The 20,403-nt window shown below is 58.7% G+C and carries 20 protein-coding genes and 2 pseudogenes; 10 read left to right on the top strand and 12 right to left on the bottom strand.

Annotated features, from left to right (window positions below):
* Positions 1 to 25: 25 nt before the first annotated feature.
* The gene (locus AC2444_RS31400; RefSeq protein WP_245461276.1) at positions 26 to 700 is read right to left on the bottom strand and encodes a hypothetical protein; all 675 of its coding nucleotides are present in this window, start codon (positions 698 to 700) and stop codon (positions 26 to 28) included.
* An 84-nt stretch (positions 701 to 784) separates the two neighbouring features.
* Between AC2444_RS31400 and AC2444_RS31395 the strand changes: the two genes are divergently transcribed.
* Positions 785 to 1,621, top strand: coding sequence for a hypothetical protein (locus AC2444_RS31395; protein WP_245461275.1), 837 nt, complete (start codon positions 785 to 787; stop codon positions 1,619 to 1,621).
* An 83-nt stretch (positions 1,622 to 1,704) separates the two neighbouring features.
* Here the strand turns inward: AC2444_RS31395 and AC2444_RS31390 are convergent.
* A pseudogene (locus AC2444_RS31390) lies at positions 1,705 to 2,129 on the bottom strand (ATP-dependent DNA ligase); the annotation flags it as partial.
* Positions 2,130 to 2,268: 139 nt separating this feature from the next.
* On the opposite strand from AC2444_RS31390, the gene AC2444_RS31385 reads away from it, so the two are divergent.
* Positions 2,269 to 3,501 carry a hypothetical protein gene (locus tag AC2444_RS31385; protein WP_128449922.1) on the top strand — a complete coding sequence of 411 codons (1,233 nt, stop codon included), beginning with the start codon at positions 2,269 to 2,271 and terminating at the stop codon, positions 3,499 to 3,501.
* A gap of 484 nt (positions 3,502 to 3,985) precedes the next feature.
* Here AC2444_RS31385 and AC2444_RS31380 read toward each other — a convergent pair whose 3' ends face one another.
* From AC2444_RS31380 to AC2444_RS31360, 5 genes are all read right to left on the bottom strand, one after another.
* Positions 3,986 to 4,246, bottom strand: a complete 261-nt coding sequence (locus AC2444_RS31380) for a hypothetical protein (RefSeq protein WP_128449921.1) — start codon at positions 4,244 to 4,246, stop codon at positions 3,986 to 3,988.
* 87 nt (positions 4,247 to 4,333) lie between these two features.
* Positions 4,334 to 4,537 carry a hypothetical protein gene (locus tag AC2444_RS31375; protein WP_128449920.1) on the bottom strand — a complete coding sequence of 68 codons (204 nt, stop codon included), beginning with the start codon at positions 4,535 to 4,537 and terminating at the stop codon, positions 4,334 to 4,336.
* 30 nt (positions 4,538 to 4,567) lie between these two features.
* Positions 4,568 to 7,831, bottom strand: a complete 3,264-nt coding sequence (locus tag AC2444_RS31370; protein WP_128449919.1) for an error-prone DNA polymerase — start codon at positions 7,829 to 7,831, stop codon at positions 4,568 to 4,570.
* A complete protein-coding gene (locus AC2444_RS31365) occupies positions 7,828 to 9,339 on the bottom strand; it encodes a Y-family DNA polymerase (protein WP_128449918.1) in 1,512 nt (503 codons plus the stop codon). Before AC2444_RS31365 ends, AC2444_RS31370 begins: the two co-directional genes overlap by 4 nt.
* Entirely contained in the window at positions 9,260 to 10,012 is a 753-nt protein-coding gene (locus AC2444_RS31360) for an ImuA family protein (RefSeq protein WP_128449917.1), read from the bottom strand. Before AC2444_RS31360 ends, AC2444_RS31365 begins: the two co-directional genes overlap by 80 nt.
* A gap of 289 nt (positions 10,013 to 10,301) precedes the next feature.
* Between AC2444_RS31360 and AC2444_RS31355 the strand changes: the two genes are divergently transcribed.
* Together AC2444_RS31355 and AC2444_RS31350 are read left to right on the top strand one after the other, a co-directional pair.
* A complete protein-coding gene (locus AC2444_RS31355; RefSeq protein WP_128449916.1) occupies positions 10,302 to 11,075 on the top strand; it encodes a hypothetical protein in 774 nt (257 codons plus the stop codon).
* 283 nt (positions 11,076 to 11,358) lie between these two features.
* Positions 11,359 to 12,030: a hypothetical protein gene (locus tag AC2444_RS31350; RefSeq protein ID WP_128449914.1), complete on the top strand. Its 672-nt coding sequence runs from the start codon at positions 11,359 to 11,361 to the stop codon at positions 12,028 to 12,030.
* Between the two features lie 62 nt (positions 12,031 to 12,092).
* On the opposite strand, the gene AC2444_RS31345 is transcribed toward AC2444_RS31350, so the two are convergent.
* On the bottom strand, positions 12,093 to 12,656 hold the full coding sequence (locus tag AC2444_RS31345; protein ID WP_128449913.1) for a hypothetical protein: 564 nt from the start codon (positions 12,654 to 12,656) through the stop codon (positions 12,093 to 12,095).
* 137 nt (positions 12,657 to 12,793) lie between these two features.
* On the opposite strand from AC2444_RS31345, the gene AC2444_RS31340 reads away from it, so the two are divergent.
* The 6 genes and pseudogenes from AC2444_RS31340 to AC2444_RS31315 all read left to right on the top strand — a co-directional run bounded on the left by AC2444_RS31340 (position 12,794) and on the right by AC2444_RS31315 (position 16,917).
* Positions 12,794 to 13,051: a hypothetical protein gene (locus AC2444_RS31340; protein ID WP_206615941.1), complete on the top strand. Its 258-nt coding sequence runs from the start codon at positions 12,794 to 12,796 to the stop codon at positions 13,049 to 13,051.
* A 273-nt stretch (positions 13,052 to 13,324) separates the two neighbouring features.
* A complete protein-coding gene (locus AC2444_RS31335) occupies positions 13,325 to 14,116 on the top strand; it encodes a TIGR04255 family protein (protein WP_128449912.1) in 792 nt (263 codons plus the stop codon).
* 23 nt (positions 14,117 to 14,139) lie between these two features.
* Positions 14,140 to 14,703 (top strand): hypothetical protein, encoded by a 564-nt coding sequence (locus AC2444_RS31330; RefSeq protein ID WP_128449911.1) that lies wholly within the window; start codon positions 14,140 to 14,142, stop codon positions 14,701 to 14,703.
* A gap of 35 nt (positions 14,704 to 14,738) precedes the next feature.
* Entirely contained in the window at positions 14,739 to 15,566 is an 828-nt protein-coding gene (locus tag AC2444_RS31325) for a hypothetical protein (RefSeq protein WP_128449910.1), read from the top strand.
* Between the two features lie 118 nt (positions 15,567 to 15,684).
* Positions 15,685 to 16,488 (top strand): annotated as a pseudogene (locus tag AC2444_RS31320) (efflux RND transporter permease subunit); the annotation flags it as partial.
* Between the two features lie 12 nt (positions 16,489 to 16,500).
* Positions 16,501 to 16,917, top strand: coding sequence for a hypothetical protein (locus tag AC2444_RS31315; protein ID WP_128449909.1), 417 nt, complete (start codon positions 16,501 to 16,503; stop codon positions 16,915 to 16,917).
* A gap of 163 nt (positions 16,918 to 17,080) precedes the next feature.
* On the opposite strand, the gene AC2444_RS31310 is transcribed toward AC2444_RS31315, so the two are convergent.
* The 4 genes from AC2444_RS31310 to AC2444_RS31295 all read right to left on the bottom strand — a co-directional run bounded on the left by AC2444_RS31310 (position 17,081) and on the right by AC2444_RS31295 (position 20,300).
* Entirely contained in the window at positions 17,081 to 17,653 is a 573-nt protein-coding gene (locus AC2444_RS31310) for a pyridoxamine 5'-phosphate oxidase family protein (RefSeq protein ID WP_128449908.1), read from the bottom strand.
* 67 nt (positions 17,654 to 17,720) lie between these two features.
* The gene (locus AC2444_RS31305) at positions 17,721 to 19,037 is read right to left on the bottom strand and encodes an AAA family ATPase (RefSeq protein ID WP_245461274.1); all 1,317 of its coding nucleotides are present in this window, start codon (positions 19,035 to 19,037) and stop codon (positions 17,721 to 17,723) included.
* A gap of 151 nt (positions 19,038 to 19,188) precedes the next feature.
* On the bottom strand, positions 19,189 to 19,626 hold the full coding sequence (locus AC2444_RS31300; protein ID WP_245461273.1) for a hypothetical protein: 438 nt from the start codon (positions 19,624 to 19,626) through the stop codon (positions 19,189 to 19,191).
* Between the two features lie 59 nt (positions 19,627 to 19,685).
* Positions 19,686 to 20,300 carry a hypothetical protein gene (locus tag AC2444_RS31295; protein WP_128449907.1) on the bottom strand — a complete coding sequence of 205 codons (615 nt, stop codon included), beginning with the start codon at positions 20,298 to 20,300 and terminating at the stop codon, positions 19,686 to 19,688.
* Between the last annotated feature and the right edge of the window lie 103 nt (positions 20,301 to 20,403).

Genomic DNA, 20,403 nt, shown 5'->3' with positions numbered 1-20,403 from the left:
AAGGCTGCAACGCTATGGTGACTGATCAGCAAATTCCAGGCTTCGAGCTGAACTCAGCTCCGAGCGTAGCCTCGACGATTGAACGGGCATTGAAAACAGACACGCCCGAGTCTACGAGTTCGCGAAACCGATCTCTCATGCGGATATGGTCTTCGGGATACTTTCGAAGCGCATCAGGAAGCCGGGCTCCGTTCCTGAATGGTTCCCGTGATCCATCGGCGTTTTCCAGCCACTCTATGGTCATGTCCGGGATGAACGTGAAGTGCGGAGGCACTGGGATGTGTTGCGGTGTCAGGCAGCGCCAAAGTCCGCCACGTTCCACGACGGAGTGAAGGATTAGATCGGATCCGTGGATGATCCAACCCCAAACATGCTTGGTTGAGCCATCCGGGTCGCTTTCAGCGTAGACGGCACAATTCCGGTGACAATCATACGCTACCATCCCCATCGCTAGTAGGTTTTGCTGGGATGGCCGTGTGACGGTTACCCGAGGCAGTTTCAGAACGCTCGCCAAGACCTCAGCCTCCTCGGGGGAGACTGGGAAAGCCATGCTCTCCACGTTCCAGATGATGTGGTCGATCATCGTCGCTGCTGACGGCTCGGCCGTTGCTCGGAGATCTTCCATTAATCCCGCCCCATGCTGATCGTTTCCCGCGACTTGAGCATGGATCGCCTTTCGGAAAAAGCTCGACGCCATCATGACGGCAAATTTCCGATGTGCAGTTCACAAGGAAGTTGAATTTCGGCGCGCGCCGCTGCAAACATGCGCCCGGAGGACTTCCCCATGAGATCACTTCTCGCATGCCTGTTTGGCCTGCTCGCGTCGAACGCGGTCGCCACCGACTACCCGACGACTGGCATGCTCTACAATCAGCAGGAGGATTCATCGCTGACCTATAACTGCATCATGCAGCAGAGCCAGCGACTGCGGTGCGAGTTCATACAGACGGCGGTACGGAAGAAGGCGAAGGCAGCCGATCTGGAAAAGAAGCTCGATGAAGCCCGCAAGAACTATCCGAGTGCTATGAAGGAATTCTCCGATCCCAAGGAATGCAACATGGTCGGCGTCTGGCTCGGCATGGCCACGGGTCAGATTTCCATCGATGCCGCCCTCGCCCGCAATCCTGGAATCGCGACGGATGCTGCGAAGTTCAAGGAAGGCATGATCCGTCTACAAGAGGACGCGAAAGCGAACCCCAGTGTGCTCGACACGTTCCGCGCTCTCGCGGGCATGTGCGATCATCCGACCGAGGAAAACTTCCTAAAGATTACAAAGGTCGACCACGATAAGGATCTTCGAACCTGCCAGGTCAGTTCGAACCCGTTCGCGCAGGAGTTTGTTTGGGTGTCTGATTTTGGCAACGCGGGTGCTTGGGTTGTTTCCTCACAGCCCGAAGGGCCGTGTGGAGTCGTTCAGCTCTCGCGCTTCGAAAAGGATCACTCAGAAAGCTCAGGCCTTTTCTGGCGATATACGGCTCGCAAAGCGGCCACCAATCCATCGGGTACCGTGATGCCCGGCTTAAGCTGCTCCGCCGTCGATCAGGGGGAATACGTCTATGACTGGAAGGAGTCGCGGTCGGATCACATGCAGTGCGAGTTCGTGGAGTTCAGCCCGATCTGATTCGAGGTCGTTAGCGAGCGCACTGACTCCGAGGGCGGCGCGCTCGATCGGGAGTCGACCCGGCTTGTACCAGAATAAAGAGTAAGGAGATCGAACGCGTATATGATCGACGCGCCGGAGTTCATGTTTCCGCCTCGGCCACCGAGCGACTGCTGGAGCTCACCGAAGTCGGACCGGCCCTCCGCATCGAGAACAACCGCCTCGCCATCGATGACGGCACTTCCGACTGTAGCCGCCTCACCGCCTCCTCGAACGCAGGGAACCGGCGGGTTCAGTCATGTCCACCTCGCGTGAGGTCCGAACATGCCCGTTGTTGAGATGCATGGCGATCCGATAGCCGTCCCACTTTAACTCGTAAATCCAATCCGGTCCGATCGTCGGGCGAGGTTTCAGCAAGGTCAAACAAGGGTCCACCCGAGGCTGGCATAGGATACTGGTCGCGAGGCTTGCGAGCGCGGAGCGGCTGACTATCGGCAACAAGAGGGTTGGTACGCGGCGATTTTCCTATGAAATAGTAAATGGCGCAAAGGCGTGAAAGGCAATGTCTCCGTCGTTGACATCTCGCCTAATCAGAAAGTGGTAGCTGCAATCTCTATCGCTCTCTCTTAAATTGCAATATCCTTATACGACATGTCAGGAGGGGTGTCATGATCAGGTTGGCTTCTATTGTGATATTGGCCTTGCTGTCATTCTCCTATCCCGCCAACGCGATAACGATCGGGTTGGATCGGGGCACGCGGGAGATGATTGAGAAACTCCCATCCGATATCGCAAAGGCGCTATTGGATACGATCGTTCAGGCTCAGCCCCTAATCGATAAAAGTGTGGTCCTCTATCTGACGACACTAGACAAGATCGTGGCGGACAACATCGCAAGAGGCGCGTCGGCCATTCAATGCGGCATTGTGGGTACCGCAGACCTCGGGGCGACCGAATTCCGCGCAAGCCTAGCTTCCGTGCTTTATCTAGGCGGGCGCGACAAACTCAACCAAGGAAAGATCGGCGATTATACTCAAAATTTTTCCGACAAAATAGACGAGATGCGCAATCGTGTTACCACGAGTACCAAAGCGACAGATATCTCGATCGCTTATAGTGACCTTTTAATTAGGGGGGCGATTGTGAAGTGCGCGGTGAACATCAGTCCGGCGTTGGCTCAGACCGAACTGGACGCGCAGATAAGAAGAATTCAAGTCCCCAGCTTAGAGTGGAATATTTTGATTGGGGACAGAGACAAACCGTATTGCCAAACCATCCACGATTGCGTTGTGAAACGACGGGATGAGATGTCAAAGTACCTTCATGCGGCTGATAATAGAGACAAGGTGGTCACCTACATCGACCCAAATGATCGGCAACCGAAGACAACTTCCGCGCAGGCCCTTTTCGACACGCTAGAACCAACACCTGCTTTGCCCGGACTTCTTGCCCTCGGACACATCCAGGTTCTTGACTATGAACACATTCTGGAGTCCTTGCGACAGATCGAGCGCGGTGTGGAGGCGATGAGAGCCAAACGCCTCGACCAGGCCGCAGATGAACTCACTCGTTCAAAGGCGGCAGGGACGGAGGCTATTAAGAACTACACCAACAATCTGAACAATGTGAACGGCGGTGGACCAGTTGATCGGCAGATGGCTATCCAGCGGACCGCCGGTATGCTTAAGCAAACGAACGACGTTGTGACGCTAGCGACCGCTGCGAAAACGGATGACGCGGGGTTGACTGCCGATGCCGATGCGCTGATTGCCTCAATGAACACGAATGCGCAGAACATCAACGCGCTTAAAGATCGATCCCAAAAGGACCTCGATGAAATGGAGTTGAGAGCACAAAGGGACGTGCAAAAGCTGCGGATGTACGACAAGGCGCCGAAATGAAGCAGGTCAGGAACTTTCTCGTTCTGCTATGCGTCCTCGCTTTGAACACACAGCTCTCATTCGCTGACCAGTACTACGACGAGAGCACGCTCGTGAAGTTGGGCGAGCGAACACCTGTTTGGGGCGTTCTCTGCAAGGATTTATACTGTGCGCATTCTCTCTGCTTCAGACTGCAGAATAAGAATGGCCAGCCTGCGACGGCTAAGATCGCGGTCGAGGCAACGTTTCACGATACCCTCGACACGGTAGCAACCAACGACTACTGCACTCCCTTGCGTAGCATGACGTTTTTTATGTCAATGACAGTGTGGGTAGAACCGATCACAGAAGACGTGAACGTTATGATCACGAAAAAGGCGCCGCTCTAGCTCGTCAATGACCTAGGTTTCCGACGTGATGGTTGCCATGAAGTCGCGCTCGAACAGTTCGGGCGGCCCCGTGGCCAAGAGCCTGGCCGACAGCCAGCTTCGGAAGTATTTCGGCGCTAGGCGCGGTTCGAGGACGGCTTGAGATAACTCCCGGAAGCAAGGATTTCGGACCTTGTCACCGGACGTGCCTTCAGGACCGCAGCCGCCATCGCTCTGCTGTCGCCGCTGCAGGTATTGCCGAACCTGTCAGCCGAGAAGTCTTCCCCCTCGCGCTCGTGGGGGCGGCCGCAGTGCTTGCAGGTATTGAATAGAATCGCGATCGCATCATTGCCTTCCGGTTGCATTACCGAACATAACGCGAACAGGTAAACAGTCAATCAAGATCGCCGAAGGGAGCTAGATGCCTCCGGAAGCAATCAACATCGAGTTAGATTTTTGTCGGACCTCGCCGAGCTGTTTGTCCCCTATGTCTGCGCGCCCGGCCAGTCGTTGGCAGGCTCTTCGGCCCAGCCGGGACCGTCGGCCGGTTCAGGATCCTGCTCGGAAGCTAACTTCACGTCCTCAAGCTCACGCAGCATGATTTCGATGACATCAGGAGCCATGCTGCTCCTGACCACGAGAAGGTCTACGAGCGGCTCGAGCTGCAGCCTGTTCTCGGCCAGCAACAACTACAGGAGACGTCCTCACCTAAGGTAAAGCTAATGGAAGTTCCGCGCTTTCACCTTGAGCGTATCGATATGCAGATCCCTGACAAAGATGTCTCGAGGTTGGGGCACTGGCTTTGATCGATCCCGTGAATCCAGACTTCCGGGCGAGCCGTGGGCGAACTCGTCTCCCCTGCCTGTCGGTAGTCTGAAATCAATGTCGCGATCTGCAAGCCCGGATAGATCGGCGGACAGGTCGAAGAGCTGCTGCGCGACAAGGTGGACGACATCGCCCTCCCGCTGGATCTTGCCATTGATCGCCATCATCGACGATCCGAGCACCACGCGGCGGCGCTTCTCGAACAATGATGGCCAGACCACAAGGTTGGCAGAACCTGTCTCGTCCTCGATGGTGATGAACATCACGCCTTTCGCCGATCCAGGCATCTGACGGACGAGAACAAGTCCCGCGGTCATCAGCCAGCGGCCGTCGCGAGCGTTCATCGCTTCAAAGCACGTGACGATGTTCTTCTTCTGCAGATCCTTTCGCAGGAACGCGAGCGGATGCTCGCGCAGCGTCAGCCCCGTGTGGCTGTAGTCGGCGATGACATTGTGACTAGCAGTCATCTGCCGAAGTGCGACGTCCGGCTCCTGCTGCTCCGCGATCGTTTTCATCTCGCGATCGGCAGCGGCAGCGAACAGCGGTAGTGGCTCGTCGCGCAAGGCCTTGATCGCCCAAATGGCATCACGTCTTTCGAGCTTCAGAGACGGCAGGTAGGCATCGGCGTCGGCAAGCTGCTTCAGAGCCTCCGACGGAACGCCCGAACGCCGCCACATGTCGTCGATGCTCTCGAAATCCTTGTTCATCCGGGCGGCGACAATGCGGGCGGCATCGGCCATCGCCAGCCCCTTGACCATCCGCATCCCGAGACGGACGGCATGACGGTCACCATTGCCGACGCGTTCGAGCGTGCAATCCCAGCGAGATCGATTCACGCACACTGGGAGAACTTTCACGCCGTGGTTCTTGGCGCATCCGACGACTTGCGCGGGAGCATAGAAGCCCATCGGTTGCGAATTCAAAAGCGCGGCGCAGAACGCGTCGGGATAGTGGCACTTCACGTAGCTGGAGGCGTAGGCGATGAGAGCGAACGATGCCGCATGGCTTTCCGGGAAACCGTAGGATCCGAACCCTTCGAGTTGTCCGAAGGTCTTCTCGGCGAATTCTGGCGTATAGCCATTCTTGATCATGCCGGACACCAGCTTGTCCTTGAACCGCGAGACGCCGCCTGTGAACTTGAAGGTGGCCATGCTCTTCCGGAGCTGGTCGGCCTCACCACCCGTGAACCCGGCGCAGACCATGGCGACACGCATCGCGGACTCTTGAAACAGTGGCACGCCGAGAGTCTTCCCGAGAACAGCCTCAAGTTCCGGTGTCGGATATTCGATCTTTTCCTTGCCTTCACGCCGCCGGAGGTATGGGTGGACCATGTCGCCTTGGATCGGCCCCGGCCTGACAATCGCGACCTGAACGACGAGATCGTAAAAGGTCTGCGGTCGAAGCCTCGGAAGCATCGACATCTGCGCGCGGGATTCGATCTGAAAGGTGCCCAGCGTATCCGCTTTCCGGATCATCGCATACGTGGCCGCATCTTCCTGCTCGATCTTCGCAAGGTCGATATCGACGTGCTTGTGCTCTCGGATGAGGTCGAAAGCCTTTGACATGCAGGTGAGCATGCCCAAAGCCAACACGTCCACCTTCATAAACTTGAGAGCTTCGACGTCGCCCTTGTCCCACTCGATGATCTGGCGATCCTTCATGGTTGCAGGCTCGATCGGCACGAGATCGTCCAGCCTATCATGTGTCAGGACGAAGCCGCCTGGGTGCTGCCCCAGGTGACGCGGCGCGCCCATGAGCTGCTGCGCCAGCCGGAGGGTGAGTGCAAGACGGCGATCCTCGGGGTTCAGGCCGAGGTCACGGATGTTGCGGTCCGGCACTTCCTCCGACCACGACCACATGCCCGACGAAAGCGCCTTGATGACGTCCTCCGGAAGGCCGAGCGCCTTGCCGACATCGCGGATTGCGCCCTTCGCCCGGTATCGTGTGACCGTCGCGCAGAGAGCGGCCTTCTCGCGCGTGTAGGTCTTGTAGATCCATTGGATGACCTCCTCGCGCCGCTCGTGTTCGAAGTCCACGTCGATATCCGGCGGCTCGTCACGTTCCTGAGAAACGAAGCGCTCGAAAAGAAGGTCGTTCGTCGACGGGTCGATGCTCGTGATGCCGAGGATGTAGCAGACGGCCGAGTTCGCGGCTGATCCTCGGCCCTGACAGAGGATGCCTTGGCTGCGGGCGTATTTCACGATGCTGAAGACGGTGAGGAAATACGGCGCGTACTGCATCTTCTGGATCAGGTCGAGCTCGTGCCGGACAGTCTTCAAGACATCGGGCGGCAGGCCTTCAGGATATCGGTTCGGCACGCATTCCCAGAGATAGTGTTCCAGGGATTCCTGCGCGCTTTTGCCGGGCACGATGGCTTCTTCTGGATACTGGTAGGTCAGCTCCTCAAGGTAGAACTTGCAACGGTCTACAATTTCCATCGTCCGCCGGAGAGCGTCCGAGTTTCGCGGAAACAGGCGATCCATCTCTTCTGGCGGCTTGAGATACCGATCGGCATGTCGCTCGCGCTCGAAGCCAACCTCGTCGATCGTCGTGTTGTTGCGGATGCAGGTGACGACGTCCTGAAGCTGTCGCCTGCCTGGCTCATGGAAGAGAACATCATTCGTGACGACGGTCTTGACCTTGAACTTCGCCGCCATGTTCGACAGCTCATGTAGTCGCAGTTGGTCGTTCGGCCGTCGCCGCAGACAGAGCGACAGATATGCCCTGTCGCCGAAGATCTCCGCCATCTTCCGGAGTTGGACTGCGCAAGCGTCGTCTGGCATATCCGGCACAAGGATGCCGATCATCCCGTCCGAGTATGCGATGACGTCCTCAAGGTGCAGAATGCAATTGTTCTTGCCACCGCGGGACTTCCCGAGCGTGATAAGGCGTGTCAGCCGGGAATAGGCGGCGCGATCCGTCGGGTAGACGAGGATCGACATCCCGTCCTGCAGGTCGAGCCGACAGCCGACGACCAGCCGGACGCCAGTTGATCGAGACGCTTCGAGCGCACGGACGATCCCGGCCAGGGAATTCCGATCGACGACGCCGACGGCTTCAATGCCCAATAGCTTTGCGGTCTCGAACAGCTCCTGTGCTGAACTCGCGCCTCGGAGGAAAGAGAAATGTGTCGTGACCTGAAGCTCCGCGTATCTCATGCGAAAACCCCATGTACGAACCACTTGTGGCTGCCTGTCTCCGTATCCACGCCATCGCCGGATCGATAGATCCAGAGCCGTTCGCCCGCATCGTCTTCGACCACGAAATAATCGCGCACCGCGGCCATCTCGGAATTGCGCTCCCACCACTCTCCGAAGATGCGTTCCGGCCCGTCGGCAGCCTTCACCTTCCGTCGCTTGCCACGCCACATGACCCAGACGGGCGGGTGGTCTGGCATCAGCGCCATGACATCGACCTGTTCAGGTCGCGCCAACAGACGGACGGGTCGCTTCCAATGGGTGACCCACGTTGCCTCTACCGGAGCTGATGCGGCACCAACTCTCCTCACAGACCGCTCGGGAACGTCGGAGGCGACAGGGGCCACCCGATAGACCCGCGCTCCGCGGTTTCCGAAGATGTCGATCAGGGGCGTCACGTCGATGACCTCGTCTTCCACCAGGGATGACGCCTTCTGCGCATCCTCAAGCGGTTCCGCCATAACGGCGACCAGCGTCATCTTCTCGATGCCCCATCCTGGCTCAATCTTCTCGGTTCGGTCCCTGAAGAGCTTGGTCAGCCAGGTCACATCGCGGGCGGGCTTTGCGGTCCCTGCCCTTATGGCCTGACGGGTTCCATCCACCTTTTCGACGATGAGGTCAGTGCGCCGGACCCCGAGGCCCCTCTTCTGCAACTCGGCGACGAGCTGGGCGACCAACCGTCCGACGTACTTGTTGATGGTCTCCGCGGCACCGATGGGTTCGGCGAACGCCCGGCTGACTTCGACAATATCGGCAGTTCGAATGGGATCGATAGGCTCGGGCGTGCGGCCGAACAACTGGTCGAGGCGTCGGCCGACCTCAGGCCCGAAACGAAGCGTCACCGGTGCCCGCGGAGTGTTTGCGAGTTCGCCTATCGTCTTGAAGCCCAGGGTGCGCAGATCCCCGACGATCTTGTCCGGCAGGCGCAGAAGGGAAAGCGGAAGCTTCTCCACGGCACGAACGGTCTCGCCTCTGGGAACAATGACGGTGTCGCGAGTGACGGCGCGGGCGCACGCGTTCGCCGCACCCCACGTGTCGGCGATTGCAACCCTCGCCGTCAGTCCCTTGGCTCGGAACTGGTTGGCGATCCGCGCCAGCATCGGTTCCTCGCCGCCTTGCAGATGGTCAGCGCCTTCGGTGTCCATCACGAGACCGTCGAGGCCGTCGACGGCAACGATGGGCGAATACTGGGTCAACGCCCAGTAGGTGATCCGTTCGAGCGCTGCCGCATCGGCTGCAGGGTCCGCGTCGACCATCGTCAGGCCTCGAAACAGAGCTTGCGCCCTGGCGGCCTGCATTCCGACGTGAACGCCAGCTTTCTTTGCCGCGGCGTCGACGGCCGACACCCAGCGCTTGGATCCCGACTTGGCGATCACGGCAATCGCCTGGTCAGGCGGAATAGATGGATCGGCTCGACGAATGCGATCCGTCGGCAGGTCGGGCAGATAGATGGATACGACCCTTGTCATCGCAGGCTCCTACAAGAAACTCGGCACATTCGCCCGCACGCGATCTCATCAATTCAAGAAACCATCTCGGCCGTCCCACCCCCGGTACCGGAAGCTCTTCCGACGGCCTGACACTCACCCTCCATCGTGTGGTCGACGCCGTCGGCTGGCCGAAGTCACTGGCCTCGGTCTGCCGCCGCCATCGCCTGACCGCCAACGCCATCGTTCCTGTCTTCTCCGCCGCAAGCTGCAGACGGCGCGATGCCGTCATCGGAAGCCGGACGATCTCGCCGATCACAGCGCCGAGGCCGCCAAAGGCGAGTGCCTCTTCCATGTTCGCCAGCACGTCTTCTTCCTTGTCGGACTCCACGAAGATCACCCGGTCTGCCTTCAAGCCGACCTGCGCCAGCGCTGGGAAGAACAGATCCGGCCTCGTCAGGGACCAGACGATCGGCCCTGTAGTGCGGGTTACGATCCCCGCCACGAAGAGCGCTGCCGCGGCTCCATCAACTGTTCCCGCCCCGCCTCCAGCGAACTCGTGGAGAGCACCGTGGGCCAATCCGCCTCCCGGAAGAACGGCATCAATCTCGGGCACGCCGAACTCCAGGCACCCAACCTTCTTCACCGCATGGCTCTCGATGGAGCTGATGCGTTCCCGAAGATCGGCTATGACGTGCGCGCGGACAGCGGACATCGATCACGAATCCTGTTCAGATCGCGTTGAGACTGACGACATCATGTCGCTTGAATGTAGATGTTCTTGTAATGTTCCTTCCAGAAATCAGAGTCAAGACACCGGAAAATAGGAAAACGATCCCATTACTTTAGTTAAATCGAAGATTGTTTCGATGAATCAGGGACGTAGGCAAATCTCGTAAGTGACCGGCTTTATTGAAAAAATTTTTGGATGGCTTGCCCCGTTGACTGATCGCGGCGGCCTCGCCTAGACATCGTGTCCTTCGGGCACTCGTGGGAGAGTTCAGGTGGCTGGCATAGTCGGAATCGATGAGGCGAAAGTGGTAGCGGACGCCCTTGCCCGCCAACGCGGGGTCACCCTTGCCGAGACCACGCCGTCGGCTATTAGCCCGTCTCTGCTAGCGTTCTGCCGCGAGGATCTTGGCGCCGATCCCGCGTTTGTTCCAGTCGTCGAGAATCCCGATGGGATACATGGCTTCTGCAATCTTACCGTGGCAGCGAAGGTTCAGCATCAGGGCGGCGGTCCCCTGCACGGATGGATCGTATGGGAATTGCCTGGCGCGCTTTGGACGGCCGAATTCCACGTCGTTTGGAAGTCGCCCGATGGAACTCTTGTCGACGTTACCCCTAAGCCGGACGGCGAGACGTCGATCCTGTTCGTTCCCGACGACAGCTATCCATCCGATTTCGATTTTGCTACGCGCCCGCTCAACCGGAGACGGCGAGCTAGGCCGGATCTCGACCGTGCGGCAATTGTCGCCACAGCGATATCGGGTCTCGCAGAGAGTCAGAAGGCTTATGAGGCACGGCGAGCCACAAAGGTAGGACTGACGCTGTCTGAATGGATGGAACGCAAGGTTCCCACTGACCCATTGAATGAACAGATCGACAAGGTCGTACGCGTAACTTGTGAATTCGAAGCGCACCGCGACAGCCTTACCAGAGGATCGAACTACTTCACGCCTGATCGCAAGTTCATTACCCTTAATCAGGATGCCGCCCGCGCGCTGGAAAAGCTGAAAGCGATGCTGGCACGAACCGCTGGCGCCCGCCGCGGATGAAGAAGCCACATAAGTCACTCGATCTGTCCTCGACCCTTCGTCAGGTTCGCGATCCGGTCATCGAAGTGGAATGCCGGGCCTGCGGCCGAATAGGAAGCTATGTCCGCGCAGAACTCGTCAAAAAACACGGTGCCAGCGTGACATTCGCAAGGCTACGGCGAATGTCAGCGCTCGGATGCGACCGACTTGTGGATGCCGCCGGGGATCGGTGCGGGACATCGTTCCCATGCCTGTCTGACGATGCTTGATCTGCTGACGATGCTTGATCTGGAGAGGGAAAACCTTGGACGAGGCGCAACGACGATGGATTGAAGCACGGCGGTCGCAACTCGCTGGAAAGCGGACCGTCGGCGAAGCGACGGCGGTCAAGTACACCTGGGTGAAGGGTTTCGGAGGCGGGATCACCGTCTCATGTGATCGGCGCAGGTACGTCCGGGTCGATGAGAGCGACTTCAAGATGCGATACATATCGCTTCGCTTTTCCCATGTTGGCATGCCAGACACCCACGCTTCCTTCTTCGAGTGGGACGCTTCCGACCACCCGGTGATGGGATCGGACTTCGTGGATGTCGCTGATAGCCGAAGCCAGGAAGACTACGAAATGGCAGCGATTGTCGAGCAATGCTGGTCCGAGGCGTGGGAGCACCCTCTGGACTACGGATCGATCGTCGTTTTCCATCGACTGGTCATTCCCCGCCCGATGCCCGCGTTCTGGCCGACCATGAGGTCTGCCATCAAGCGGGAATTTTCCCGACGCGCTGCGATGATGCTGCTGAAAGCATTTCCACTTGAGTGGGAAAACAGGTTTCAGGATCCCGCCGCCCCAGGTAGGGGTGATTTCGAGTGTCGACTTAACGCCATGCTGAAGCATTACAGTCGACAGCTTGGCGTCTCGAGGCTACCTGTCTCGTCGGCGAATGGGCAGTGGATGTGGCTCCCCCATCAGGTTCGATGAGGAGCCACAGGAAGGCGCGGAAATACCGTCAGCGTATCGAGTTTAATTCCGATCCACTCCATTTACCGGAAAAGTTGGTGTATCCGAGTGAGTATCCCTGTGCTCACTGGTGCATCGTCGATTGCCACAGACGAGAGAGAGGCTGGCTCGCACGGTGGAGGCGTATCAGCAGGAATCGCGCTGGCCGAAGCCCTGGCAAGCTCGTCCTGAAGGAACGCGACCTCCGCTGCTATCTCGCTAAAGAAGTCATCAATCGTGCTCAAAAAGAAGCCGACGTTCGTATCTTCCTTGCCATTGCCGTCAATTGTAAGCACCAGAGAGGCAATAGTGTCAGCCTTCGCGTCGTAACCTAGTCCCGCAATCAGGCGGGTGCCGGATGCCGAAGAAAACGAGATTGCCGATCCAAAGAGCGTGTAGTGGTAGAACTTAAACGGCTTCTCAAGGATGGCGTTGTTGATCAGCTCAACTGTAAGACCTGGAAAGGCAGACGCCTCGGCGAAATTTCTTAGCAAACGCTCCACATCGATGCCCTGCTTGAGCATCGCTTGCACTTTGGCGTCACCGACGGTTTCCACTCGTTCCCGTGCCTCCCTGATGAGCTTCTTGAAGTCTTGTTCGCTTTCCATGGAAACCTCCAAACATCGTTTGAAAGATGATGACCCCAATAATCGCCGGCGGAAATGAATTTGACCGAAAAGCATTACCCAACCTATTGCGAAGACTGATGAAATAGCGTTGTGTTCACCTTCGCTGGGAGGGTGTCATGCACTGGGTCGATACTACGACTGATGAAGAGGCGCGAGCGCTTGACCGCCAGATGTGGGATTTCGCCACGCGCCAAGAACCAGGCGGCACAACGATAATGCAAGCTCCAGGGCCAGATCCGGAGAACGGTGAATTCTGGGCTGATGCCCTTGACCGCATCAAGGACGATCCCGACCAGCGCTATGCCATGGCGCGCCGTCATCTGCCGCTGCCTGGGAGGCGGTTGATAGGGACTGTGCCGGGTCGCCTCGCCTGAAGGGAGACTCTTTCGAGGTCATCCTCAATGCTCGGCCATTGAGCTGCAAGCCACGCGATCGGTGGCTGGCCGAGGAGAAGGCAAGAACCTCGTGCTTCGGATCATCGTCCAGCCGGAGCTGCTTTTGCTATAAACCTCCGGATCGGTCGGCAATGTGCTAGCCTATGTCCGATCTGCTAACTTTATTTGGATCCGGTGGCTGCCGGCCCCTTTTCGTGTCGCTTGCATGTGTTTAGTTTTGTGTATAGTTACGGACACGGAAGGGAACACACAATGGCGCAGATGAAAAATGCCCCGATCAGATATGTGATCGGCGTTGTCCGTTTTCCTGAGATCGCGGACTTCGACACCTTCGTCAAGGAGATGGCGCGTGGCCTGGCCGCCGGGTATCCGGCTGGCAAGGAAGCCGAGATCCCCCAGATCAACGTTCATATCGATGAGCGCGGCGTGCAGGTTCAGTCGGAAGTCCTTCGCATCTGGCAGTTCAGGAGCGAAGACTTCAAATGGTCCGCCGTCGTGAACAAGGGAATGATCGCGCTGCACACCACGGGCTATATCGGGCACGAGGATTTCCTCCGTCGCCTCGTGGAGGTCGCCGAGGTGGCGGTAAAGACGGAAAGCAGTCAGGTTCGGATGGTCGAGGGCGTGGCCCTGCGGTATCTGGATCTCGTCGAGCCCAAGGAAGACGATGTACTTGAGCAGTATCTTCACGAGCGCTTCATGCCTGTCGGCATCGATGTCGGTGAGTTTGCTCTCCGTGAGGGTGTGAACCAGCTTCAGATGGGCACCGAGGCTGGCGGGGCGCTGAGGCTCCAGGTTGCTCGCAGGCCTCCGTCGGTGTTTCCGCCGGATCTGAACTCCCAGTTGATCGTCGACAACAACTGGCAGATCGATCGGCCGCGGGAAGACTTCGTGACCATCGATGCGGATCATTCACTCACATATGTGCCACCACGGAAGATTGATCTCGAGGAGATGCGAGGCAATATAGTAGGCCTCTGGCAACCCATCCGTGATATCTTTGACAAGATTACCACCGAGCATGCGATGAAGGTGTGGAAATGACTGCAGCCGTTGCGAACCAGAAAATGAACCTCTTCGGTATTCTGAAGGGCGTGACCTACTTTGCCGCTGCTGGAGCCTCCATCACGAACGGCTTCGCGGCTGACAGGATGATTCTGACCTCCAATGTCCAGACGCTTCCGAGCGCGGACTTCCTGCTGAAACAGGCTCCGGTGATCGACTTCAAGTCCACGGTTCAGGAGATGCAGCAGAACGGGCTACCCGTGAGCATCATCGCCAGCATCATGCGGGTGGAGCGGAAGACCGTCTACGCGTGGATGAAAGATGCGCAGCCCCGCCGGGATGCAGTCGACAGGCTCGCGCTGGTCTACCCGATACTGAAGTCGGCCTTCGGCACACACCTGAAGACGGCTCATCGGTTGTGGAATACAAAGGATCGCTCATCGGTGACGCTCGAAAGCCTGCTCACTGCACCGGCGATCGACGCCGCGGCGACCGAAAAGTATCTTGCCACCTTCGCATCCGCCATCCGGCGCTACGCAGCACAGGATTCTGCCGCCATGCCATCCGCCCGCGGAGGCAATGCGCTCCTCGATGAAATTCCGATCGTCGACTTCGATCGGACTTGATCTCATCTCTTGGGTGACGGTGTCTGGGAGTTGAGATGACAGCATTCGGTGAAGCGGAAGCGCGCAGAATCCTTGATCTGGGATGGCGGCAAGGGTCTACGTTCCACGTCCGCGGAAGGGCGGCGGAACAGGCGGGCTTCCCAGAGGGAACGCTCGTCGTTGTTCTCACGCAATCCTGCACTGTCGTGAGCGTTGATCTCGAGAAGGATCCGCTGGTTGAAATTACAACGCTGGACCGCTCTGAAGAGGCCTACCGGGCGAACTCCGACGGGGCGCGCGGAAAGAACATGCGCAAGCTCACCATCCCGCTGACGGAGGGAGGCGCGGAAGTCGCGTACGTGGTCGATATCAACGCCCGCCGCTTCATCGACCGCACGCACCTTATGGATCTGGCGCCGGACGGGCCTGTCTCGACGATCGGCACTGGCGAAAGGATCGGTCGGTGGATCGCCAGCACCTATGCGAGGGCGGCCCTGCCGAACAACCTCGTCGAGTTCTTCCGGAAGGATGGATTCGATACCGCGATAGAGAAGATCCTCAAGGCGAAGTTCGAAGGCGACCCGATCCATGGAAGGATCAGGGCGATGTTCGCGAACTGGTCGTCGGACGAAGAAATCGACTTCTACGAGCTGCGGATCGAATTCCTGTGCGACGACGAGCTGGTCGCCATGGAGCTTGATGATCGCCTTCAGAAGCTCTTCGGTGTGGAGCTTCCGCATGTCGCGAAGACCGATCGCATCCAGCTCCAGCTCCACGTGCGCGAAGCCGGCGGAACCTTCTTCAATGAGTTCGACAACTTGAGAAGGTTCTCGCGGTGGGATTTCTTCTCTGGCCTTGCCGAGAGTCAAGCCGATGGCATTTAATCCGGAAAAGCATCTACCGAGAGCGCGGCGAGCCTAGCTGGCCCGGATATCTGTATCCGCCCCACCGTCTGCGACAACACATCTCCGTGAACCCGGCTTCCAATACCGGGAGCGCCGTGAAGTGGCCGATGTCAAGCTCACACGCGGAGCGACGACCATCCGCACCGAGAACGGCCAGCTCGCTGTCTACATCTATGTCGACATCGCCAACCGCGATCTCGGCGGCTATGTCGCCGAAGCCCAGCAGGCGGTCGCCAAAAGCGTTCAGATGCCGCCCGGCTATTCTGTCGCCTGGAGCGGCCAGTTCGAATATCTCGAACGGGCAGAGGCGCGGCTTGCCATCGTCGCACCCCTGACGCTGGCGCTGATCTTCCTGCTGCTCTACCTGAACTTCAAGGCACTGACCGAGACAATGATCGTCATGCTGTCCCTGCCCTTCGCGCTGGTCGGTGGCATCTGGCTGATGTGGTGGATGGGCTTCAACGCCTCGGTCGCGGTCGCCGTCGGCTTCATCGCTCTTGCGGGCGTGGCGGCCGAGACTGGCGTGATCATGCTTATCTATCTCGACCACGCCATGAAGGAACAACGCGAAGCCTGTGAAAAGGAAGGCCGTTCCTTCTCCAGGCTGGATCTCAACCGGGCCATCATGGTCGGTGCGGTGGAGCGCGTCCGTCCGGAGATGATGACGGTCGTCGCCATCATGGCAGGTCTTGTACCGATCCTTTGGCGCACTGGCACGGGTTCGGAGATCATGCAGCGGATCGCCGTTCCGATGATCGGCGGCATGGTGTCGTCGACGCTGCTGACGCTGATCGTCATCCCGGCGGTCTATGGGCTGGTCAAGGGATGGCGGCTGCCGGCCGCATCCGCGGAGGGCGCCTTCGTCGCGGAGGACGAGCGCAGGCTCGAGGCAGCCGAATGAAAGGAGGACGCGATGATGAACGACATGATGGGCGTCGGCATGATTTGGGGCATGGGTCTTGCGGGCCTGCTCGGCATCATCCTCGTCGTCCTAGTGATTGCGGCGAGGGCGTTCGACGGGACCATCTGCTTTGGTTTTGTTTCTTTCCTGCCGAAACCGTACTTTTTTTGGCAGGAGGTCCCACATATGACATCACAAGATCGCAAAGAATTACTCGAGAAGGCCACGATAGCTGCCCTCCTCGTTAGGATGGCCAGCTCTTCGGCTCGCGTTGCATTCGTTTCCCAGCTCAACGACATGCATCTCGTGCAAAAAGAAGACAGCAATCAACCGGATTCGGACACCGAGGAAGCACGATATCACCTTCGTGAGGCCATCCACGAGGTCAACAAAATCAATGGCGAATTGCTTGAATTCCTCGGGGAATGAAGCGGCTGTTCATAGGAAAAGTGGGACGAAACTCCAGGAGGACGGGTCTTTCACCGCTGTCCCGGAGCCCATAGCTCGCTCTCACGGCCGTCCGGCTGATTTCTCCGCCGACCCGGTGATCGTGATTTCATGATGACCCGCATATCGAGCCCGCGTTTCGAAATCAACGTGAGAACCTCGATCCATGCCATTTCGGCCGCCGATCCCGATAGAAGATAAACCTCATCTTTTCATCGCCAGAGACGTTTAGCCATTCGGCGCTGGCAACTGAGATTGAGATGAGCGCGAAGCGTTCGTAGGGCTCCATTGGACCGGTGTCGTCCTCCCACGACACCGGTCTGCCGTCATCATACAGTGAAATTCCAGGCGGCAAGGCTGCCTCGAACTGTTTGTGGGTATGCGGTTTAAGCCGATCCCACATCGAGCGCCGGGCGTCCTCGTTCTCCACGACCGCCGCTCTGCCAAGTAGCGTGATTTGAACACGGCTCTCGAGGTCATAGGCAATCGCGCTGACCATCGGATGATTTCGGATGTGCTTGACCTTCGTCGACCGGATGTCCGTGACGAAGGAGACCGTTGCCTGATCGAAGTTCGCGTCGCGGAGAATGACCGTTCGCAAGCCTGGAAAGCCAGTGTCGCCTATCGTCGTAAGCTGCACGGCGGCCGACCCTGCAGATCCATCGGCCATCGCACCGAGACGCTCCCAAATGTGATCGAGGTGGCGCATGTCTTTCATCGGGATCCCCTTTGGTCAACCGTCATGCCAGACGCCATCCACAGCGGTCAATGGTCGCCGCCGGCTCTTATCCATAACCCCGAACCACAGGATTTCCTTGCTCGCCGCCCTCATCCAGCGCGTCCAAAACCTCTCTGCCTGGCAGCTCGCCTCGCTCGACTAACTCGGCGGCGAGCCTGACGCATGCATCCCGATGTCGTTCCAGGATCGTCATCGCGCGCTCGAGCTGTTTCCGGAGAATTGCGTCGACCTGCGCCATCAGCGCTGCATCAAGCGACTTGATATCACTGGCGATCTTGTCGTCAATCGGACCGTAGGAGGCAAGCTTCTGCCCCATGCCGAACGACCGCTCCAACGCGATGGCCGTCATCGTCGCCTCGTGAAGATCGGATCCAGCCCCGCCGGAAGCGCCATCGTCCCAGCAACCGAGAAATAGCTGTTCCGCGGCCATGCCTGCGACCGTCATGGCGATGATATCGAGATAGTGTTCCTTCGTCCTGCGCGCCCAGGGATTGCGCTTGAACACGGCCCTCCCGACCGACTGGTGCTGTGGCGCGAGCCTGAGTGTCTTCGAGATGGAGACCTTTTCGAGGTTCATGCCGAGGACGGCGCCCACCACGGCATGCCCGACTTCATGGATGGCGTTCACGCGAACGACTTGAGGCGGCATGACGACCATCGGAGGAACGTGACGAAATACATCTTCTGCGGACAGTTGCTGTCGACGCTTCCTGGCGGTGCGGCGGGCCTCCCGGACGATCTGCTCGATGGCAGCCCCTGTCATGCCTTCGGTGGCTTCTGCGAACGCCATGTGCTCGCCATCGGAGAGAGCGCCACGGAGATGCATGCGAAAGATCCCGGCGCGGGCTTCAAGATCCGGCACCGGAATTCGAACATGCCGATCGAGCCGCCCCGGCCTGGTGATTGCGGCGTCGATCCATTCGGGATGGTTACAGGCGCCGACGACCACGACCCCTTCCCTGCCATCAAGGCCATCAAGCTGCTCCAGCAGACCATTGATGGCCTTCACGTCGTAGCTGGAGTTATCAGTGCCGCCCGCAGTTCTTTCACCGAAGGCATCGAGTTCATCAATGAACAAGATCGAGGGCGCCTTCTTCTTTGCTTCCGCAAAGCTTGCCAGCATAGCCTTCAGGAAGTCCCCGAGGTGCCCTCGGGCCTGCCACTTGGCATAGGAAGCGACGACCAGCTCCACTCCGCATGTTGCCGCCAACGCTCGTGAGAAGATGGTCTTCCCGACACCCGGCGGTCCGGACAACAAGATCCCCTTGTCGACCTCTTCCCAGGAGATCGAGCCAGTTCTCCAGTCGGCGATGTCGCGGGCAAGATCCAGCCCCCAGTCCTTTGCGTCGCCGTAGCCTGCCATGTCGTCCAAGGTCGCCTCATGAGGAATGACGGGACCCTTTACGGGGCGGCCATTTCCGTCTGCGTGGAGAGCATCAATTTTCTCGAGTGTCGCCAGCACCCTCGACATTGGACGGCCACGCATGACGGCGAGCTTCAGCCGCCTCCAGTTGCTACGGGCGAGGACTCCGGCCTCGTCTGGGGTGATGTCGAGGCCGTAGACCCACTTTTACGACGCCACGCACCTGCCGCGCTGACGGCGCATCGACCCGCACGACGGCATCGAATGCGAGCGCGATGTCTTTGGGGACGTCCTCTTCGTCCTTGAACAGGACGATGGTTCGCTTGTTCGCGAAGTCGTCCAGGATCGTGTCGTATGTCTCCTCCTTGGCGTCGCCCACGTAGACCCGATCCGAAATGCGAAAGTCGGCTCTAGGATTCAGATAGGCGGCAGCGGCTCTCAGGTAGGTGCTCTTCTCCTCCCATTTCGAGAGGACGAGAGCCACGGCGAAGCGGTCGGCGCGCGCATAGGGGCGGATGGCACCGCAGATTCCTGCATAGGCAATGTATTCGGGCAGGCTGTATCCCTGCCGAGTGCGAGAAATTCTCATTTTTGTGTTCCCGGAAAAGCTGAATGGTGACGTTGGATCCTGCGCGTCAGCGCGTCACGTCAGCTCCGTATCCGGCGAACCTGGGTATCAGGACCGATCAGGGCATCGTCCAGATCGATCTCCAGGAATCCTTGAAGGATCAGCGCGGCCACCGTCGGCATCGGCCGCCCTTCCCTGACCGCGGACATGCATTCCGCGACCGTAAGCGACCCCATGTCGTCCAGTGCCGCAAGGAGACGAATCCTGTCGCCGAGCGGCGGCCTGTAGAAACCATAGCGCAAGAGATCCTTGGCGTTCCGGAGACGGAAGCTGCCTTCGAAGTCGGCCATGGCAACGGGTCGATATTGATGCCCCATGGATTCGGCAAGTGACGTGACCCATGGCGGCGTTCGTGGCTCTTCGCGGCCGACATCGATCAGGAAGGATCCGGCATCGGTGATGACAACGAAGTCGAGCTGGTATTCATCGTTGCCGTCCCGAAGCAATGGCGGCGCCGAACTCCATTGAACAACCTCGGGATCGAGATCGAGCAGGCAAGCGAAATTGCGCGCGTGCTCGGAGCGAAAGAGCACGGGGCCGACGCTTTTAATCGTGGCTTCAGTATGTGAAATTGCGGGTAGCGTGACCGGGCGTGGAGCGTCATCGCTCCTGCGGCCATCATGGATACTCTTCATGGCATCCCTCGAAATCGAAACGCAGAACTGGGCGACACCGGGCGAAGCCGGGATCGGTCAGCGTATTCGGAACGAGGTGCGTGCGAAGGTGATCATGGACGCG

The organism is Rhizobium sp. WSM1328 (assembly GCF_057653715.1).
The sequence above is the reverse complement of the archived record's forward strand: the minus strand, read 5'-3'. Positions and strand labels throughout refer to the sequence as shown.